Here is a 16,389-nt window from a genome sequence, read left to right as displayed (position 1 = left end):
GTGGGCAACGGTAGGGCGCGCAAGCTCAGCGGCCTGGACGAAACCCTGACCGCCCAGCCCGGTCACCAATTGGTCGGCGTGCTGCGCATCCCCGAGGACCCCGCCAGCCCCACCCGCGTGATCACCCGCCGGGTCGCGATCGCGCTGCTGGTGCTGCTGGCCGCCACCATCGTCGTGTACCTGGATCGCGGCGGTTACCGCGATGTGCGGGGCGGGCGCCTGACGTTGCTGGACTGCCTGTACTTCTCGGCGGTGTCGCTGTCGACCACCGGCTACGGCGACATCACCGCGTACTCGGAAACCGCGCGCCTGGTCAACACGGTGGTCTTCACGCCGCTGCGGATCGCGTTCCTGGCGGTGCTGGTCGGCACCACGCTCGAGGTGCTCTCGGAGCGGTCCCGGCAGGCGTGGAAGATTCAGCGTTGGAGGAGCAAAGTGCGCAACCACACCATCGTGATCGGCTACGGCACCAAGGGCAAAACGGCGGTGGGCGCCATCCTCGGCGACGAGGCCTCCCAGGGCGAGGTCGTCGTCGTCGACACGGATCCGTCCGCCCTCGAACACGCCGCGACGGCCGGGCTGGTCACCGTGCGCGGCGACGCCACCAGATCCGATGTGCTGCGGCTGGCCGGGGCGCAGCACGCGGCCTCCATCGTCGTCGCCACCAGCCGCGACGACACCGCCGTGCTGGTCACGCTGACGGCGCGGGAGATCGCGCCCAAGGCCAAGATCGTGGCGTCGATCCGCGAGGCCGAGAACCAGCACCTGTTGCAGCAATCGGGCGCCGACTCGGTGGTGGTCTCGTCGGAAACCGCCGGCCGGCTGCTCGGCCTGGCCACCAGCACGCCGAGCGTGGTGGAGATGATCGAGGACCTGCTGACCCCGGACGCCGGGTTGGCCATCGCCGAACGCGAGGTCGAGCAGACCGAAATCGGCGGATCCCCAAGGCATCTGCGCGACATCGTGCTGGGTGTGGTGCGCGACGGGCACCTGCTGCGCATCGGCGCCCCCGAGGTGGATGCGATCGAGGCCACCGACCGGCTGCTCTACATCAAGCAGGCGGGGCACTAGGCAGTGGACTTCCAGCTGCAGAGCGTTCCGCTGCTGTCGCGCGTCGGCGCCGACCGGGCCGACCAGCTGCGCACCGACGTCGAGGCGGCGACCGCCGGATGGGCGGATGCGGCGCTCCTGCGGGTGGATTCGCGCAACCAGGTGTTGGTCGCCGACGGCCGGGTGGTGCTCGGCGCCGCGGCCGCGCTGGCCGACAAACCGCCGCCCGACGCGGTGTTCCTGGGCCGCATCGAGGGCGGCCGCCACGTCTGGGCCGTCCGCGGCGCGCTGCAGGCGCCCGAGGACCCCGACGTGAAAACCGAAGTGCTGAACCTGCGCAGCCTCGGCCCGATCTTCGATGACACCAGCAGCCAGCTGGTGTCGTCGGCCATCGCGCTGCTGAATTGGCATGACAGCGCGCGATTCAGCTCTGTGGACGGCTCACCGACGCGACCCGCCCGGGGCGGCTGGGCACGCGTCGACCCGGTCACCGGCCACGAGGAGTTCCCGCGCATCGACCCGGCGGTGATCTGCCTGGTCCACGACGGCGGCGACCGCGCGGTGCTGGCCCGCCAGGCGGTGTGGCCCGAGCGGATGTTCTCGCTGCTGGCCGGGTTCGTCGAGGCCGGTGAATCGTTCGAGGTGTGCGTCGCCCGCGAGATCCGCGAGGAAATCGGCCTGACCGTGCGCGACGTGCGCTACCTGGGCAGCCAGCCCTGGCCGTTCCCGCGCTCGCTGATGGTCGGCTTCCACGCTGTGGGCGACCCGAGCGAGGAGTTCTCGTTCAACGACGGCGAGATCGCAGAGGCGCAGTGGTTCACCCGCGACGAGGTGCGCGCCGCGCTTGCCGTCGGCGACTGGAGCAGCGCCTCGGATTCGAAACTCCTATTGCCCGGCTCGATTTCGATCGCCCGGGTGATCATCGAATCCTGGGCCGTGCTCGACTGAGCCCCGTCAGCCGGCCTCGGCCAGCTTCGCCTTGACCTGGGCCGCGCTCGGGTTGGTCAGCGTGGACCCGTCGGCGAACTTCACCGTCGGAACGGTCCGGTTGCCGCCGTTGACCGAGCTGACGAATTGCGCGGCGGCCGGGTCCTGTTCGATGTCAACCTCGTCGTAGGAGATGCCGTCGGAGCGCAGCGCCGTCTTGAGCCGGTGACAATAACCACACCAGGACGTCGAGTACACGGTGATGGACATAGCCGCATTAACGTAGCGCGTCGACGATGAATTCCGAAGCGACGCGTTTCACGCGTGGCGATGCGCCCGGTTTGTCGGACATCGCTGACAAGATGGACGCCATGCCGATGCTCGCCGATCCGTTGACCGCGGAGCTGGACGATGAGCAGCGCGAGGCCGTGCTGGCGCCCCGCGGGCCGGTCTGCGTGCTCGCCGGCGCCGGAACGGGCAAGACCCGCACCATCACGCACCGGATCGCCCAGCTCGTCGCGGGCGGCCACGTCGCGGCCGGCCAGGTCCTCGCGGTCACGTTCACCCAGCGGGCGGCGGGGGAGATGCGCTCGCGGTTGCGCGCGCTCGCCAACGCCGGCCACGCGGGTCCCGGCGTCGGCGCCGTGCAGGCGCTGACCTTTCACGCGGCCGCGCACCGCCAGCTGCGGTACTTCTGGCCGCGGGTCGTCGGCGACACGGGCTGGCAGCTGCTCGACAGCAAGTTCGCGGTCGTCGCCCGCGCGGCCAGCCGGTGCCGGATGAACGTCAGCACCGACGACGTGCGCGACCTCGCCGGGGAGATCGAGTGGGCCAAGGCGTCGCTGATCGGCCCCGAGGAGTACGCGCCCGCCGTCGCCGACGCCGGCCGCGACGTCCCGATGGACGCCAAGCAGATCGCCGCCGTCTACACCGCCTACGAGGCGCTGAAGGTGCGCGACGAGTCGGTGACGCTGCTGGACTTCGACGACCTGCTGCTGCACACGGCGGCCGCCATCGAGAACGACGCGGCCGTGGCCGACGAGTTCCGCGGCCGCTACCGCTGCTTCGTCGTCGACGAGTACCAGGACGTCACCCCGCTGCAGCAGCGCGTGCTAGCGGCCTGGCTGGGCGACCGCGACGACCTGACCGTCGTCGGCGACGCCAACCAGACCATCTACTCGTTCACCGGGGCCACCCCGCGGTTCCTGCTCGACTTCTCCCGGCGATTCCCGGAAGCCACGGTGGTGCGCCTGGAACGCGACTACCGCTCCACCCCGCAGGTGGTGTCGCTGGCCAATCAGGTGATCGCCGCCGCGCGCGGCCGCGTCGCCGGCAGCAAGCTGCAGCTGTCCGGCCAGCGCCCGCCCGGCCCCGCGCCGACGTTTCACGAGCACCCCGACGAAACCGTCGAGGCCGCCGCGGTCGCCAAGTCGATCGCCCGGCTGATCGAATCCGGCACCGCGCCATCGGAAATCGCGGTGCTCTACCGGGTCAACGCGCAATCCGAGGTCTACGAGGAGGCCCTGACCGAGGCCGGCATCACCTACCAGATCCGCGGCGGCGAGGGGTTTTTCAACCGTCAGGAGATCAAGCAGGCGCTGCTGGCGCTGCAGCGCGCGGCCGACCGGGGCGACGCGGACCCGCAAGCCCCGTTGCCCGACGTCGTGCGCGCGGTCCTGGAGCCGTTGGGCCTGACGCCCGAGGAGCCGACCGGCACCCGGGCCCGGGACCGCTGGGAGGCGCTGGCCGGGCTGGCCGAGCTGGTCGACGACGAGGTGGCGCAGCGCCCGCAGCTCGACCTGCCCGGGCTGCTGGCCGAGCTGCGGATGCGCGCCGACTCGCGCCACCCGCCGGTGGTCCAGGGCGTCACGTTGGCCTCGCTGCACGCCGCGAAGGGACTCGAGTGGGACGCGGTGTTTCTGGTCGGGCTGGCCGACGGCACGCTGCCCATCTCGCACGCGCTGGCGCACGGCCCCGAGAGCGAGGCCGTCGAGGAGGAGCGTCGGCTGCTCTACGTCGGAATCACCAGGGCGCGAATACATTTGGCGCTCAGTTGGGCGCTGGCCCGCAGCCCCGGCGGACGGCAGAGCCGTAAGCCGTCCCGGTTCCTCAACGGCATCGCGCCGCAGACGCGCGCCGACGCCGCGCCGGCCAGGTCCCGGCGCAACCGCGGGGCCGCGACGCGCTGCCGGATCTGCAACAACAACCTGACCACCCCGGCGGCCATCATGCTGCGCCGCTGCACGACGTGCGCCGGCGACGTCAACGAGGACTTGCTGCTCAAGCTCAAGGCGTGGCGCCTGAACATCGCCACCGAACAGAAGATGCCGCCGTACATCGTGTTCAGCGACAACACCCTGATCGCGATCGCCGAGCTGCTCCCCGACGACGAGGCGGCGCTCATCGCGATCCCGGGCATCGGCGCGCGAAAGCTCGAACAGTACGGGCCCGACGTGCTCGAGCTGGTCCGCCAGGCCCGCTGAGCGCGCCGAAAGCCCAGGTCAGAAAATAAGTTGTGAGCGGCGGCCGCTAGCATTTACCCTCGAAACCGCAGACTGCTGCCAGCCGAGAGGAGGTTCGCCACGATGATCACCAACGCGTTTGGTGTATGCGTGGCCGCCGCGGTGTTCCCCGCGGCTACCTCCCATGCCTCCCACGCCGCCTTGTCGGCGGCAGCGGTTAAGCACCGTGTCGCCGCCGCGACCGACGCGTCCGTGAATCGGGGTCATACCTAACTAGCCCGGTTTTGCCCAGATGGCCACGGACCCGAAGTCAAAAGGATCCGTGGCCACAGTTATCTGGGAAGCCTCCCAGCCTGGTCCGGATCACCACGAAGGAAAACCCGACCAGGAAGCAGGTGAGCAGGACATGTCGGCACTGCCAGTCCGAAGACCGACGCTGCCGGAATTGCCTTGTCACGTCGACGATCCCGACCTGTGGTTCGCCGAGGCCCCGGCCGACCTCGAGCGCGCCAAGACGCTGTGTGCGGGCTGCCCGGTCCGCCGCCAGTGCCTGACGGCGGCGCTGGAACGCGCCGAGCCTTGGGGCGTGTGGGGCGGCGAGATCCTCGAGCGCGGATCGATCGTCAGCCGCAAACGACCCCGCGGCCGGCCGCGCAAAGGCCGCGAAGACGAAGTCGCGGCCTAGGAATAGAGCGCTAGACGACGGCGGTGTCGGGCTCGGCGAAACCGGGGATCAGTTCCTCCGACAGCGCCTTGATCGGCACGTGCGCGTCCAGCTGGCAGAGGATCGCGGCGACCGACGCGATAACGCGCATCGGTATCGCCAGCTTGGGCGGCAGGTCCATCTGCCGGGCGGTCTTGATCTGCGACACCGACCGGTCCATCTGGACCAGGGTCATCCTCTGCAGCCACTTACGGGTGTAGTGGAAGACGTCGACCTGGATGGGTTCGACGTACTGGCGCAGCATTTCGTCGATGTCGCGGACCGACACCTGCTGGCCCTTCTGGATGAAACCGACCTTCTCCATCGTCGGCAACAGCAGGTCGTAGTTCTTGTCGCGCGCCAACCGGATCGTCATGCCGAGCTCGACGGGATACCCACCCGGCAGCGGCGCGACCGCACCGAAGTCGATGACGCCCATCCGGCCGTCGGGCATCAGCATGAAATTCCCGGGGTGGGCGTCGCCGTGCAGCATCCCCAGCCGGCGCGGCGCGTCGAAGGTGAGCTCCAGCAGCCGGGTGCCGATCAGGTCGCGCTCCTCGCGGGTCCCGGTGCGGATGATCTCCGCCATGTGGATCCCCTCGATCCACTCCTGGACCACCACCTTGGGGGCGCTGGCCACCACGTGCGGCACCAGGAAGTGCGGGCTTTCGTGATACGCCTTGGCGAACTTGCGCTGGTTGTCGGCCTCCAGCCGGTAGTCGAGTTCCATCTCGGTGCGCTGGATCAGCTCGTCGACCACGCCCTGGACGTCCGCGCCCGGCGAGAGCTGTTTGACGACGCCGACCATCCGCTGCATGGTCTTGAGGTCGGCGCGCAGCGCCTCGTCCGCGCCCGGGTACTGGATCTTGACGGCGACGTCGCGGCCGTCCGACCACACCGCCCTGTGCACCTGGCCGATGCTGGCCGAGGCGATCGGGGTGTCGTCGAACGAGCTGAACCGATCCCGCCACTTGGTGCCCAGCTGGGCGTCCAGCACCCGGTGCACCTTGGCGGCGGGCAGCGGCGGGGCGTCCTTCTGCAGCTTGGTCAGCGCTTCGCGGTACGGCTCGCCATACTCCTCGGGGATAGCGGCCTCCATCACCGACAGGGCCTGGCCGACCTTCATCGCCCCGCCCTTGAGCTCACCCAGCACGGTGAACAACTGGTTGGCGGCCTTCTCGAGCATCTCGGCCTGGACTTCGTCCTTGGACTTGCCCGTCAGCCGCTTGCCGAAGCCGAGGGCCGCCCGGCCGGCGAAGCCGACGGGGATGCTGGCCAGCTTCGCGTTGCGCGCAGCGCGGCCGCGTTTGATGTCTGCCACGTATCCATCATCCACGACGGTCGGCGCGCGGGACCCGTGATCCGGACCATAGGTTGTCTTTGCACTTGGGAGACGAGGAGACAAAGCCATGGCAGCAAAGCAAGCCCAGCACGACGCCGCCGACGCGCTGTATCGGGCGATCATCGAAACGCTGGACAAGAACCGGAACGACGGCACCCTGACGGCGCCGGTGCTGGAGGAACTGGCCAGGGCGTACGCCTCGGTCTCGACGTGCGTCCCGGAGCAGGGGCGGCTCGGCTAGCACGAGCACAGTGGATGCTTGGTCCACTGACGCGCGACGATCGACCCGGCCCCCAGGTCGAACTCCAGCGTGGCGTTCAGCGCGGGCGGCGGCGCCGGGTCGGGCACCGCCTGCTGGCCGCGTACCGCCGCGATGACGCGGTTCACCTGGCTGAGGGCTAGGGCCGCGGTCGCCAGCAGGGTGGCCCGGTCGGCCACGCCGACGGTGTCGCGCAGCTGGGCGGCGATGGCCGGCCACGCGGCGTCGCGGTCGCTGCGGTGCAGGTCGGCACACCCCAGGCAGCTGGTCACGCCGGGGATGACCAGCGGGCCCACCAGGCCGGTGCCGTCTCGCACGCGAACGGGAAGGTGCGGCACGCCGCGGGCGTGCAGCTCGCGCACCATGCGCGGGTCGGCGACCAGGTAGTCCGACAGCACCACCAGGTCGACGGCGTCGGGGGACACGGCGGCGTGCGGCTGGCTGCTGTGCGCGACGCGGGCCCCGGAGCAGCGCAGCGATTCCACGAGCAGCTCGGACAGCGGCCCGCGGCCATGGATGCGGATCGACGCCGCCCGCCCCCGGGTGCGACGGCATTCGGTCGCGACGCCCGCGCCCACCAGCTGCGCCACGAGGTGTGTCAGGCCGTCACAATCCCGCAGGCCACGGTCGACGGCCTGGCGCCGCAGCTCGGGCAGCGGCGTCGGTGACCGCATGGACCGCAGCAAAGCGGCCAGCTCGGCGGCGGCCAGGCCGCACGGCGGCCGGACCAGCACGGCCCGGCGCGGATCCCAGCCAACCTGCACCGCGCCGTCGGGCCGCAGCAGCACCGGCAGCGCCGGGTCCAGCGCATACAGCGAAAGGGGGGCCTTGGACAAAGCCTGAGCCATGGACCCAGACTGTGCCAGGCCGACGGCCGCGCCGCGCTCGGTTATCCACAGCGCCGCGCCCGCACCGTCACCCGGTGACGACGATCGATTTCTGCCCGACCTTCCAGGCCGTCATGAAGCGTTTGATGCTGACCTTCGTGTTGGCGTGATCGGCGTAGGGATCGTTGAGGTGCACGGTCTCGTTGTTGGTGTCGATCCCGGTGACGACGAGCAAGTGGTCGGGCGCGCTGCGCTGGTCGTCGCTGTCCAGGATGGTTCCGCCGTTGACCCACGCGATCACCTTGCGGCCGGCGCCGAGGTACTGCTCCAGTGCCGGCAGCCCGGTCTTGTCGGGTTCGGTGTCGTAGATCATCTGCGATTTGATGCCGTAGTGCTCGAGCAGCGCGACGGTGTCGGCCATGTCGATGCCGCCCTTGTCCGTCTCGTGCCCGGGGTCGCCGGTGGGAAGGTAGATCGGGCCGTCGCGGATCACCGAGGGTGTGTTCTGGGCCAGCTTGATGATCTGCGTCTCGGTCGGGGCGTTGCCCTTGACCTCACCGACCACGTCGGCCACCGACGCCAGCCCGCAGGTGTCCTCCAGCGACTGCTGCACCCAATACTTGGCCGCCGCATCCGGATCGCCGTACACGCCGTCGGCGCTCGCCCGCGCCGTCGCCGGCGCGCTGCCTAAGGCGGTCGTGATGGCCGACGGTGTCGCCGCGCGCGTCGACGCCGGGGCGGGGCTGCACGCAGACACCAGGCAAACGCCGGCCACACCGATGCAGGCGGCCGCCAGGGCAGCGCGCACCGCGGTGGCAATCCTGATCATGTTCGCTCGCAAAGAGTCGGCCCGACGATCGACAGGACTGCAACGTAGCACCGCCAGCAAACGGCCGCGAGCCGATCAGCTATCGGTGGAGTCGGGATCCTCGAGCTTCGCGATGGCCTCGTCGATGCCACTGGTGTCGCCGCCGATGACCCGGTCGATGAAGCCGGCCGGCTCGTCGAGGTCCTCGGCCCCGGGCAGCAGGTCGGGGTGTTGCCAGACGGCGTCGCGCGCGTCGGCCCCGGCGGCCTCCGTGAGCCGCTCCCACAGCGCGGCGGCCTCGCGCAGCTTGCGCGGGCGCAGCTCGAGGCCGACCAGCGTCGCGAACGTCTGCTCGGCCGGTCCGCCGCTGGCCCGGCGGCGGCGCAGCGTCTCGCTGAGCGCGGCGGTGCCCGGGATCCGGTCGCCCAGGGCGGCGGTGACCACCACCTGCACCCAGCCGTCGATCAACGCCAGCAGCGTCTCGAGCCGCTCCAGGGCCTGCTTCTGCGCCGGCGTGGCCTTCGGCTCGAAGACGCCCTGACCGAGCAACTCCTCGATGGCCGCCGGATCGGACAGCGACGCGGGATTGAAGTCGCGCGCCAGCTCCTCGATGCCGGACATGTCGATCTTCATGCCGCTGGCGTAGGCCTCGACCGCGCCCAGCAACTGGCTGGACAGCCAGGGCACGTGGCTGAACAGCCGGTGGTGCGCCGCCTCGCGGGCGGCCAGAAAGGTCAGGATCTCGCTGCGCGGCTGCTCGAGTCCGGAGGCGAAGGAGTCGACGGCGTCCGGCATGATCGCGGCCACCCCCTTGGGGCCGAGCGGCAGGCCGATGTCGGTCGAGGTCAGCACCTCGCGGGACAACCGTCCCAGCGCCTGGCCGAGTTGCGAGCCGAACGCCATGCCGCCCATCTGCGACATCATCGCCATCAGCGGGCCGGCCATGCTCTTGGCCTCTTCGGGCAGGGACGACGCCCACACCGTGGCGATCTGTTCGGCCATCGGGTCGCACAGCCGCTTCCAGGTCTCCAGCGTGTTGTCGACCCAGTCGCCGGGGCTCCAGCCCACCGCCTTCGACGTGCCCGCGGGCAGCGCCGTCGCCCCGTCCAGCCAGGTTTCGGCGAGGTGGACCGCGTCGGCGATGGCGTTGGTCGTGGAGGCGGGAATGGGCGCGACGAAGCCGATCGAGCTCGACGCGACCCGGCGCGCCAATTCGTAGTTGACCGGGCCCGACGCCTTGCCGCCGGCCATCACGGTGCCCGCGCTGGAAAACATCTGGCCCAGCTGGGTGAAGATCTGCCCGAGGTCGCCCATGCCGAACTCGCCGCCCAGGCCGAAGGCGCCCAACGGGTCGGATCCTCCCGAGCCGGAACCGGGATCTTTCTTCTCCCGCTCCGGGTCGTCGCCGGAGGAAAAGCCGAATGGCAGGTCAGGCATAACGTCAACGGTACTCACCGCGGGCACCCGACGCGCCATCTGTGGTCACGCTCGTAGCTGAACGAGGCCGAGCGGGCGCCGGATAGGGTAAGCCCGTGAACAGGCGGATTCTCACGTTGATCGTCGCGCTGGTGCCGATCGTGGCCTTCGGCGTGCTGCTCGCGGTGGTGACGGTGCCGTTTGTGTCCCTGGGTCCGGGCCCGACGTTCGACACGCTCGGTGAGGTCGACGGCAAGCAGGTGGTCGCGATCGAAGGCACCCAGACGCACCCGACGACGGGCCACCTCAACATGACGACGGTGTCCCAGCGCGACGACCTGTCCCTGGGCGAGGCGCTGACGCTGTGGCTGTCCGGCCAGGAACAGCTGATCCCGCGCGACCTCGTCTACCCGCCGGGCAAGTCGCGCGAGGACGTCGACAAGGCCAACAACGCCGACTTCAAGCAGTCCGAGGACAGCGCCGCCTATGCCGCGCTGGGGTTCTTGAAGTACCCGGCCGCGGTCACCGTCGCGACGGTCACCGACCCCGGCCCGTCGGCGGGCAAGCTGAAGTCCGGCGACGCGATCGACGCGGTCAACGGCACCCCGGTCGCCAGCGTCGAGCAGTTCACCGGATTTTTGAAGGGCACCAAACCCGGTCAGGTGGTGACGATCGACTATCGCCGCAAGAACGACGCGTCCGGCCCGATCGGCACCACGCAAATCACGTTGGGCACGAACAAGGATCGTGACTACGGCTTCATGGGTGTGGCGGTCCTCGACGCGCCGTGGGCGCCGTTCACCGTCGACTTCAACCTCGCCAACGTGGGCGGGCCGTCGGCCGGGCTGATGTTCAGCCTGGCGGTGGTCGACAAGCTCACCACCGGCGACTTGGCCGGGTCGACGTTCATCGCGGGCACCGGCACCATCTCCGTCGACGGCAAGGTGGGCCAGATCGGCGGCATCACGCACAAGATGGCCGCCGCCCACGCGGCCGGCGCCACCGTGTTCCTGGTGCCGGCGAAGAACTGCTACGAGGCGACCTCGGACAATCCGTCCGGCCTGCGCCTGGTGAAGGTCGAAAACCTCAGCCAGGCGGTGGACGCGCTGCACGCCATCAAATCGGGCGGTCAGACCCCGAGCTGCTAGCCCGCGTAGCCCCGCCGGTCGAAACCGAGGCCCCCTCTCTCCGAAACGGAGAGCCGCTGGTGCGGGCTGCGAACGGGTGGGCGGCGCAGGTACTGGGCGAACCCATTCGACGAGGTAATCGAGGTCGACGAGCAACCGGCCGGGATGAGGCGGCGCCGGCTCGACCGCGACGGCGTGCACGGCGCAGTCGTGCCAGCTCATCTGGTCGAAGTCCGCGTCGGTCCACACCGCCTTGGCGATTGTCGGGCCGGTGCTCACCCGGCGCGTCCGCTCTGTTCCACCACTGCCCAAGCAGAACACACCCGGCGTCCAGCAATGCGTAGAGTTGTGACCGTTCTAGAAAATCTCTAGCAACCAGCAAGATCAGGGAGCGTAGCCAGTGGGGATGCGGCCCACCGCACGGATGCCGAAGCTGACTCGGCGTAGCCGGATTCTGATCCTGATCGCACTGGGTGTGATCGTTTTGCTGCTGGCCGGTCCCCGGCTGATCGACGCCTACGTCGACTGGCTGTGGTTCGGCGAGCTCGGCTACCGCTCGGTGTTCACCACCGTGCTGGTCACCCGCATCGTCGTGTTCCTGGTCGCGGGCCTGCTGGTGGGCGGCATCGTGTTCACCGGGCTCGCGTTGGCCTACCGCGCCCGGCCGGTGTTCGTGCCGAGCAACACCAACGATCCCGTGGCGCGCTACCGCGCGGTCGTCGTGTCGCGCCTGCGGCTGGTGGGCATCGGAATCCCGGCGGCCGTCGGCCTGCTGGCGGGCATCATCGCGCAGAGCTACTGGGTGCGGGTCCAGCTGTTCCTGCACGGCGGGACCTTCGGCATCAGGGATCCCCAGTTCGGCAAGGACCTCGGCTTCTACGCTTTCGAGCTGCCGTTCTACCGGCTGCTGCTCAGCTACATGTTCGTGGCGGTCTTCCTGGCGTTATTGGCGAACATCTTGGCGCACTACATCTTTGGCGGCATCCGGCTGTCCGGTCGGACCGGGGCGCTCAGCCGCTCGGCGCGCATCCAGCTGGTGAGCCTGGTCGGGGTGCTGGTGCTGCTCAAAGCCGTCGCCTATTGGCTGGACCGCTACGAGCTGCTGTCGCACACCCGCGGCGGCAAGCCGTTCACCGGCGCCGGCTACACCGACATCAACGCGGTGCTGCCGGCCAAGCTGATCCTGATGGCGATCGCCCTGATCTGCGCCGCCGCGGTGTTCTCGGCAATCGTCCTGCGCGACTTGCGGATTCCGGCCATTGGCCTGGTCCTGCTGCTGCTGTCGTCATTGATCGTGGGGGCCGGGTGGCCGTTGATCGTCGAGCAGATCAGCGTCCGGCCCAACGCCGCGCAAAAGGAAAGCGAATACATCAGCCGCAGCATTACCGCGACGCGGCAGGCCTACGGCCTGACGTCCGACCAGGTGAGCTACCGCAACTACACCGGTGACGGGCAGGCCACCGCCCAGCAGGTCGCGGCCGACCGCGCGACCACCTCGAACATCCGGCTGCTCGACCCCACGATCGTCAGCCCGGCGTTCACGCAGTTCCAGCAGGGCAAGAACTTCTACTTTTTTCCCGACCAGCTGTCCATCGACCGCTACCTCGACCGCAACGGGGCGTTGCGCGACTACGTCGTCGCGGCCCGGGAACTCAACCCGGACAGGCTGATCGACAACCAGCGCGACTGGATCAACCGGCACAGCGTCTACACCCACGGCAACGGTTTCATCGCGTCGCCGGCCAACACGGTGCGCGGAATCGCCAACGACCCCAACCAAAACGGTGGCTATCCCGAATTCCTGGTCAACGTCGTCGGCGCCAACGGCAGCGTGGTGTCCGACGGGCCGGCGCCGCTGGACCAGCCGCGCATCTACTACGGGCCCGTCATCTCCAATACCTCCGCCGACTATGCGATCGTCGGAAAGAACGGCAACGACCGCGAATACGACTACGAGACCAGCGCCGAAACCAAGAACTACACCTACAGCGGACTCGGGGGAGTGCCGATCGGCAGCTGGATCTCGCGCAGCGTGTTCGCGGCCAAGTTCGCCGAGCGGAACTTCTTGTTCTCCAACGTGATCGGGTCCAACAGCAAGATCCTGTTCAATCGGGATCCCGCCCGCCGGGTGGAGGCGGTGGCGCCGTGGCTGACGACCGACAGCGCCGTGTACCCGGCGATCGTCAACAAGCGGCTGGTGTGGATCATCGACGGCTACACCACCCTGGACAACTACCCGTACTCGGAACTGACTTCTCTGGAGTCCGCGACCGCCGACTCCACCGAGGTGGCATTCAACCGCCTGGCGCCCGACAAGAAGGTCTCCTACATCCGAAACTCGGTGAAGGCCACCGTCGACGCCTATGACGGCACCGTCGCGCTGTATCAGCAGGACGAATCCGATCCGGTCCTCAAGGCCTGGATGCAGGTGTTCCCCGGCACCGTCAAACCCAAGAGCGACATCACCCCCGAGCTTTCCGAGCACCTGCGTTATCCCGAGGACCTGTTCAAGGTGCAGCGGATGCTGCTGGCCAAGTACCACGTCAACGACCCCGTGACGTTCTTCTCCACGTCCGATTTCTGGGACGTGCCGCTGGACCCGAACCCCACCGCCAGCAGCTACCAGCCGCCCTATTACATCGTCGCGAAAAACATTGCCAAGAACGATAATTCGGCGTCATACCAGTTGATCAGCGCGATGAACCGGTTCAAGCGCGACTACCTGGCCGCCTACATCAGCGCCAGCTCCGACCCGGCGACCTACGGCAGGATCACGGTGTTGACCATCCCGGGTCAGGTCAACGGCCCGAAGCTGGCCAACAACGCGATCACCACCGACCCGGCGGTGTCCCAGGACCTCGGCGTGATCGGCCGCGACAACCAGAACCGGATCCGGTGGGGCAACCTGCTCACGCTGCCGGTGGGCCAGGGTGGGCTGCTCTACGTCGAACCCGTCTACGCCTCGCCGGGGGCCAGCGACGCCGCGTCGTCGTATCCGCGGTTGATCCGGGTGGCGATGATGTACAACGACAAGATCGGATACGGCCCGACGGTGGGTGACGCCCTCAACGGGTTGTTCGGCCCCGGCGCGGGCGCGACCGCGACCGGGATACAGCCCACCGAGCCCGGCGCGGCCCCGAACCCGACCCCGCCGGCCAGCCCGGCCGGGCCCGCCGGCCCGCCGGTGCCCTCGGCGCCACCCGGCCCGCCGCCGCCCACCGCCGTGCCGCCATCCCCGGACGGCTCGACCACGCTGTCCCCGGCCAAAGCGGCCGCCCTGCAGGAGATCCAGACCGCGATCGGTGCGGCGAAAGACGCCCAGAAGAAGGGCGATTTCGCCGCCTACGGTGCGGCGCTGCAGCGGCTGGACGACGCGATTAACAAGTACAACGCCACGAAGTAAGCGCGCTCAGCCCTGCAGTCCGCGGGCGACCTCGCCGTAGCGCTCGAAGCGCTCGTGATTGCCCTGGGCTCCAAAAGCGTTGTAAAGCACCAACCGCGTGGCGATCCCGCCATATTTCTTTCTCAACGCGCCGGCCAGGCCGTCCCACGTGGACTCGGTGGCGAAGGCGGCGATGTGCTCGTCGCTGATCTGGGCCGCCATGCCGGCGAAGTCCCCTGCCTTCTGCTTCTCGCGAATGCGCGCCGTCGTCCCCTCGAACCCGGCCTCGTCCCAGATGAACGCGTAGTTGGGGGTGCTGCCGTAGAAAGACATGCTGGCGCGCACCGACTCGCGTTCGTTGTCGCGCTCTTCGTCGGTGTCCCCGACGATCGTCATCACCGGCACGATCACCGCGATGTCCGACGGCGAGCGCCCCGCCTTCGCCGCCCCGTCCGCGAGGTTGGGCACGACGTGACGGGTGAGGTAGCCCGGCTCCCCGAGCGGGTGCACGTGCACGCCGTCGGCCACCTCGCCCGCCATCCGCAGCATCCACGGATTGACCGCCGCCACATCGACTTTCGGGTCCGGCGCGTCGATGGGTCCGGCGCTCCACTGCGGGCTGATGAAGTCGAGACTGTAGAAGTCGCCGTGATGATCGAGCTTGCCCGTCCGGAAGGCGGTGAAGCACGCCTTCACCGCGAGCACGTAGTCGCGCAGCCGTGGGCCGGGGCGTTCGAAGGCCATGCCGTAGCGCCGCACGACGTGCGTGCGCACCTGCGTGCCGAGGCCGAGCCGGAACTTCCCGCCGGTCGCCTCTTGAAGCTCCCACGCGGTGGCCGCCGTGATGAAGGGGCTGCGCGGGAAGGCGACCGCGACCCCGGTGGACAGCTCGAGGCCGGGCGCGGCCTGCGAGGCGACGGCGGCGTTGAGGTAGGGCGTGCGCCCGGTCTCGGTGAGCAGCAGGCCGGAGAACCCGGCGGCGTGGGTGCGGCGGGCGAGGTCGCCGACCCGGTCCAGCGGCTGCGGGATCGCCATCACGTCAATGTGCATGGCGGAACAGTATGCTCCCGTCACTTAGCCGCGGGACGCGGTCCGGAATCTGTCCCGGTAGGCCTTCGGCGAGACGCCGAGGTGGTCGACGAACACGCGCCGGAGGGTTTCCGGGCTGCCGAACCCGGCGATGCGGGCCGTGTCGGCGACGGTGCGGCCGGCGTCGAGCGCGGCGCGGGCGGCGTCGATGCGCACCATTTCGACGTAGCGAGCCGGCGTCGTGCCGAGTTCGGACTGGAACAGCCGGGTGAGCTGCCGCGTGCTCAGGGAGGCTTGCGCGGCAAGCATTTTCACGCTGTGGTTCGCCGCCGGGGCGGCCGCGATCGCCTCGGTGACCTTGCGCAGCGGGGACTGTGGCGGGGGCTCGGCCTCGACCAGCGTCGAGAACTGCGATTGACCGCCCGCCCGCTTGAGATAGACGACGAGCCACCGGGCCACGTCGCGGACCAGCTCGGTGCCGTGATCCATTTCGACCAGCGCGAGCGCCAGGTCGATGCCCGACGACACCCCGGCCGAGGTGAAGACGTCGCCGTCGCGGACGAAAAGCGCGTCCGGCTCGACGGCGACGTCGGGAAAAGCGCGCGCGAACAACCGGGCGTCATGCCAGTGGGTGGTGGCGCGCCGGCCGTTGAGCAGGCCGGCCTGCGCGAGGATGAACGACCCGGTGCAAATCGACGCCAGGCGCCGCGTCCGCTCCGCGGCCGACTTGACCGCGTCGACCAGCGCGGGATCGATGGCCCGGCGCGGCAGGTTGTCGCTGCCGGCGACCATGATGATGTCGGCCGACTCGATCGACGACAGCGCGTCCGTAACCCCCAGCCGGGTGCCGATCGAGGTCGTCACGTCGCGGCCGTCCACCGACGCGATCTTGAGCCGATAGTCGGCGCCGAACCGGTTGGCCTCGGCGAAGACCTCGCCCGCCCCCGCGACGTCCAGCATCGTCACCTCGTCGAAGACGACGATGACCACTACGCGGGGGTCTGCACCGGCTTCCGCCACGGGCCCATTGTCGCAATCTGGGGTAAAGACGGCTGAA

14 protein-coding genes are annotated in these 16,389 nt (G+C 69.4%); 7 read left to right on the top strand and 7 right to left on the bottom strand.

What is annotated here, in order from left to right; translation table 11 throughout:
• Entirely contained in the window at positions 1 to 1,071 is a 1,071-nt protein-coding gene (locus AC5Y5E_RS02380; RefSeq protein WP_499901380.1) for a potassium channel family protein, read from the top strand.
• 3 nt (positions 1,072 to 1,074) lie between these two features.
• Positions 1,075 to 1,998, top strand: a complete 924-nt coding sequence (nudC, locus tag AC5Y5E_RS02375) for an NAD(+) diphosphatase (RefSeq protein ID WP_499901379.1) — start codon at positions 1,075 to 1,077, stop codon at positions 1,996 to 1,998.
• 6 nt (positions 1,999 to 2,004) lie between these two features.
• Here nudC and mrx1 read toward each other — a convergent pair whose 3' ends face one another.
• On the bottom strand, positions 2,005 to 2,247 hold the full coding sequence (gene mrx1, locus AC5Y5E_RS02370) for a mycoredoxin Mrx1 (RefSeq protein ID WP_499901378.1): 243 nt from the start codon (positions 2,245 to 2,247) through the stop codon (positions 2,005 to 2,007).
• Positions 2,248 to 2,348: 101 nt separating this feature from the next.
• Between mrx1 and AC5Y5E_RS02365 the strand changes: the two genes are divergently transcribed.
• Together AC5Y5E_RS02365 and AC5Y5E_RS02360 are read left to right on the top strand one after the other, a co-directional pair.
• Positions 2,349 to 4,460, top strand: a complete 2,112-nt coding sequence (locus AC5Y5E_RS02365) for an ATP-dependent DNA helicase UvrD2 (protein WP_499901851.1) — start codon at positions 2,349 to 2,351, stop codon at positions 4,458 to 4,460.
• Between the two features lie 385 nt (positions 4,461 to 4,845).
• Entirely contained in the window at positions 4,846 to 5,124 is a 279-nt protein-coding gene (locus tag AC5Y5E_RS02360) for a WhiB family transcriptional regulator (RefSeq protein ID WP_499901377.1), read from the top strand.
• A 10-nt stretch (positions 5,125 to 5,134) separates the two neighbouring features.
• Here the strand turns inward: AC5Y5E_RS02360 and AC5Y5E_RS02355 are convergent, their stop codons facing one another.
• Positions 5,135 to 6,478: a macrolide-binding ATPase MABP-1 gene (locus tag AC5Y5E_RS02355; RefSeq protein ID WP_499901376.1), complete on the bottom strand. Its 1,344-nt coding sequence runs from the start codon at positions 6,476 to 6,478 to the stop codon at positions 5,135 to 5,137.
• A 73-nt stretch (positions 6,479 to 6,551) separates the two neighbouring features.
• Here AC5Y5E_RS02355 and AC5Y5E_RS02350 point away from each other — a divergent pair, with 73 nt between their 5' ends.
• Complete coding sequence (locus AC5Y5E_RS02350; RefSeq protein WP_499901375.1) at positions 6,552 to 6,725, top strand: hypothetical protein; 174 nt, start codon at positions 6,552 to 6,554, stop codon at positions 6,723 to 6,725.
• Here the strand turns inward: AC5Y5E_RS02350 and AC5Y5E_RS02345 are convergent.
• The 3 genes from AC5Y5E_RS02345 to AC5Y5E_RS02335 form a co-directional block, all read right to left on the bottom strand.
• Positions 6,722 to 7,591 carry a cyclodehydratase gene (locus AC5Y5E_RS02345; protein WP_499901374.1) on the bottom strand — a complete coding sequence of 290 codons (870 nt, stop codon included), beginning with the start codon at positions 7,589 to 7,591 and terminating at the stop codon, positions 6,722 to 6,724. The two genes, AC5Y5E_RS02350 and AC5Y5E_RS02345, sit on opposite strands and share 4 nt — an antisense overlap.
• A gap of 67 nt (positions 7,592 to 7,658) precedes the next feature.
• The gene (locus AC5Y5E_RS02340; RefSeq protein ID WP_499901373.1) at positions 7,659 to 8,399 is read right to left on the bottom strand and encodes a C39 family peptidase; all 741 of its coding nucleotides are present in this window, start codon (positions 8,397 to 8,399) and stop codon (positions 7,659 to 7,661) included.
• 75 nt (positions 8,400 to 8,474) lie between these two features.
• Positions 8,475 to 9,833: a zinc-dependent metalloprotease gene (locus AC5Y5E_RS02335; RefSeq protein ID WP_499901372.1), complete on the bottom strand. Its 1,359-nt coding sequence runs from the start codon at positions 9,831 to 9,833 to the stop codon at positions 8,475 to 8,477.
• Between the two features lie 77 nt (positions 9,834 to 9,910).
• On the opposite strand from AC5Y5E_RS02335, the gene AC5Y5E_RS02330 reads away from it, so the two are divergent.
• Together AC5Y5E_RS02330 and AC5Y5E_RS02325 are read left to right on the top strand one after the other, a co-directional pair.
• A complete protein-coding gene (locus AC5Y5E_RS02330) occupies positions 9,911 to 10,942 on the top strand; it encodes a YlbL family protein (RefSeq protein WP_499901371.1) in 1,032 nt (343 codons plus the stop codon).
• 379 nt (positions 10,943 to 11,321) lie between these two features.
• Complete coding sequence (locus AC5Y5E_RS02325; RefSeq protein ID WP_499901370.1) at positions 11,322 to 14,324, top strand: UPF0182 family protein; 3,003 nt, start codon at positions 11,322 to 11,324, stop codon at positions 14,322 to 14,324.
• Between the two features lie 6 nt (positions 14,325 to 14,330).
• On the opposite strand, the gene AC5Y5E_RS02320 is transcribed toward AC5Y5E_RS02325, so the two are convergent.
• On the bottom strand, positions 14,331 to 15,353 hold the full coding sequence (locus AC5Y5E_RS02320) for a TIGR03617 family F420-dependent LLM class oxidoreductase (RefSeq protein ID WP_499901369.1): 1,023 nt from the start codon (positions 15,351 to 15,353) through the stop codon (positions 14,331 to 14,333).
• Positions 15,354 to 15,377: 24 nt separating this feature from the next.
• Complete coding sequence (locus AC5Y5E_RS02315) at positions 15,378 to 16,352, bottom strand: GlxA family transcriptional regulator (protein ID WP_499901368.1); 975 nt, start codon at positions 16,350 to 16,352, stop codon at positions 15,378 to 15,380.
• Between the last annotated feature and the right edge of the window lie 37 nt (positions 16,353 to 16,389).

Source organism: Mycobacterium sp. NGS54 (assembly GCF_059812465.1).
The sequence above is the reverse complement of the archived record's forward strand: the minus strand, read 5'-3'. Positions and strand labels throughout refer to the sequence as shown.

Excerpts from the sequence above, each read along its gene's own strand:
- AC5Y5E_RS02365 (WP_499901851.1), top strand. The coding sequence starts at position 2,349 with ATGCCGATGCTCGCCGATCCGTTGACCGCGGAGCTGGACGATGAGCAG.
- mrx1 (WP_499901378.1), bottom strand. The coding sequence starts at position 2,247 with ATGTCCATCACCGTGTACTCGACGTCCTGGTGTGGTTATTGTCACCGG.
- AC5Y5E_RS02340 (WP_499901373.1), bottom strand. The coding sequence starts at position 8,399 with ATGATCAGGATTGCCACCGCGGTGCGCGCTGCCCTGGCGGCCGCCTGC.
- AC5Y5E_RS02345 (WP_499901374.1), bottom strand. The coding sequence starts at position 7,591 with ATGGCTCAGGCTTTGTCCAAGGCCCCCCTTTCGCTGTATGCGCTGGAC.
- AC5Y5E_RS02360 (WP_499901377.1), top strand. The coding sequence starts at position 4,846 with ATGTCGGCACTGCCAGTCCGAAGACCGACGCTGCCGGAATTGCCTTGT.
- AC5Y5E_RS02320 (WP_499901369.1), bottom strand. The coding sequence starts at position 15,353 with ATGCACATTGACGTGATGGCGATCCCGCAGCCGCTGGACCGGGTCGGC.
- AC5Y5E_RS02350 (WP_499901375.1), top strand. The coding sequence starts at position 6,552 with ATGGCAGCAAAGCAAGCCCAGCACGACGCCGCCGACGCGCTGTATCGG.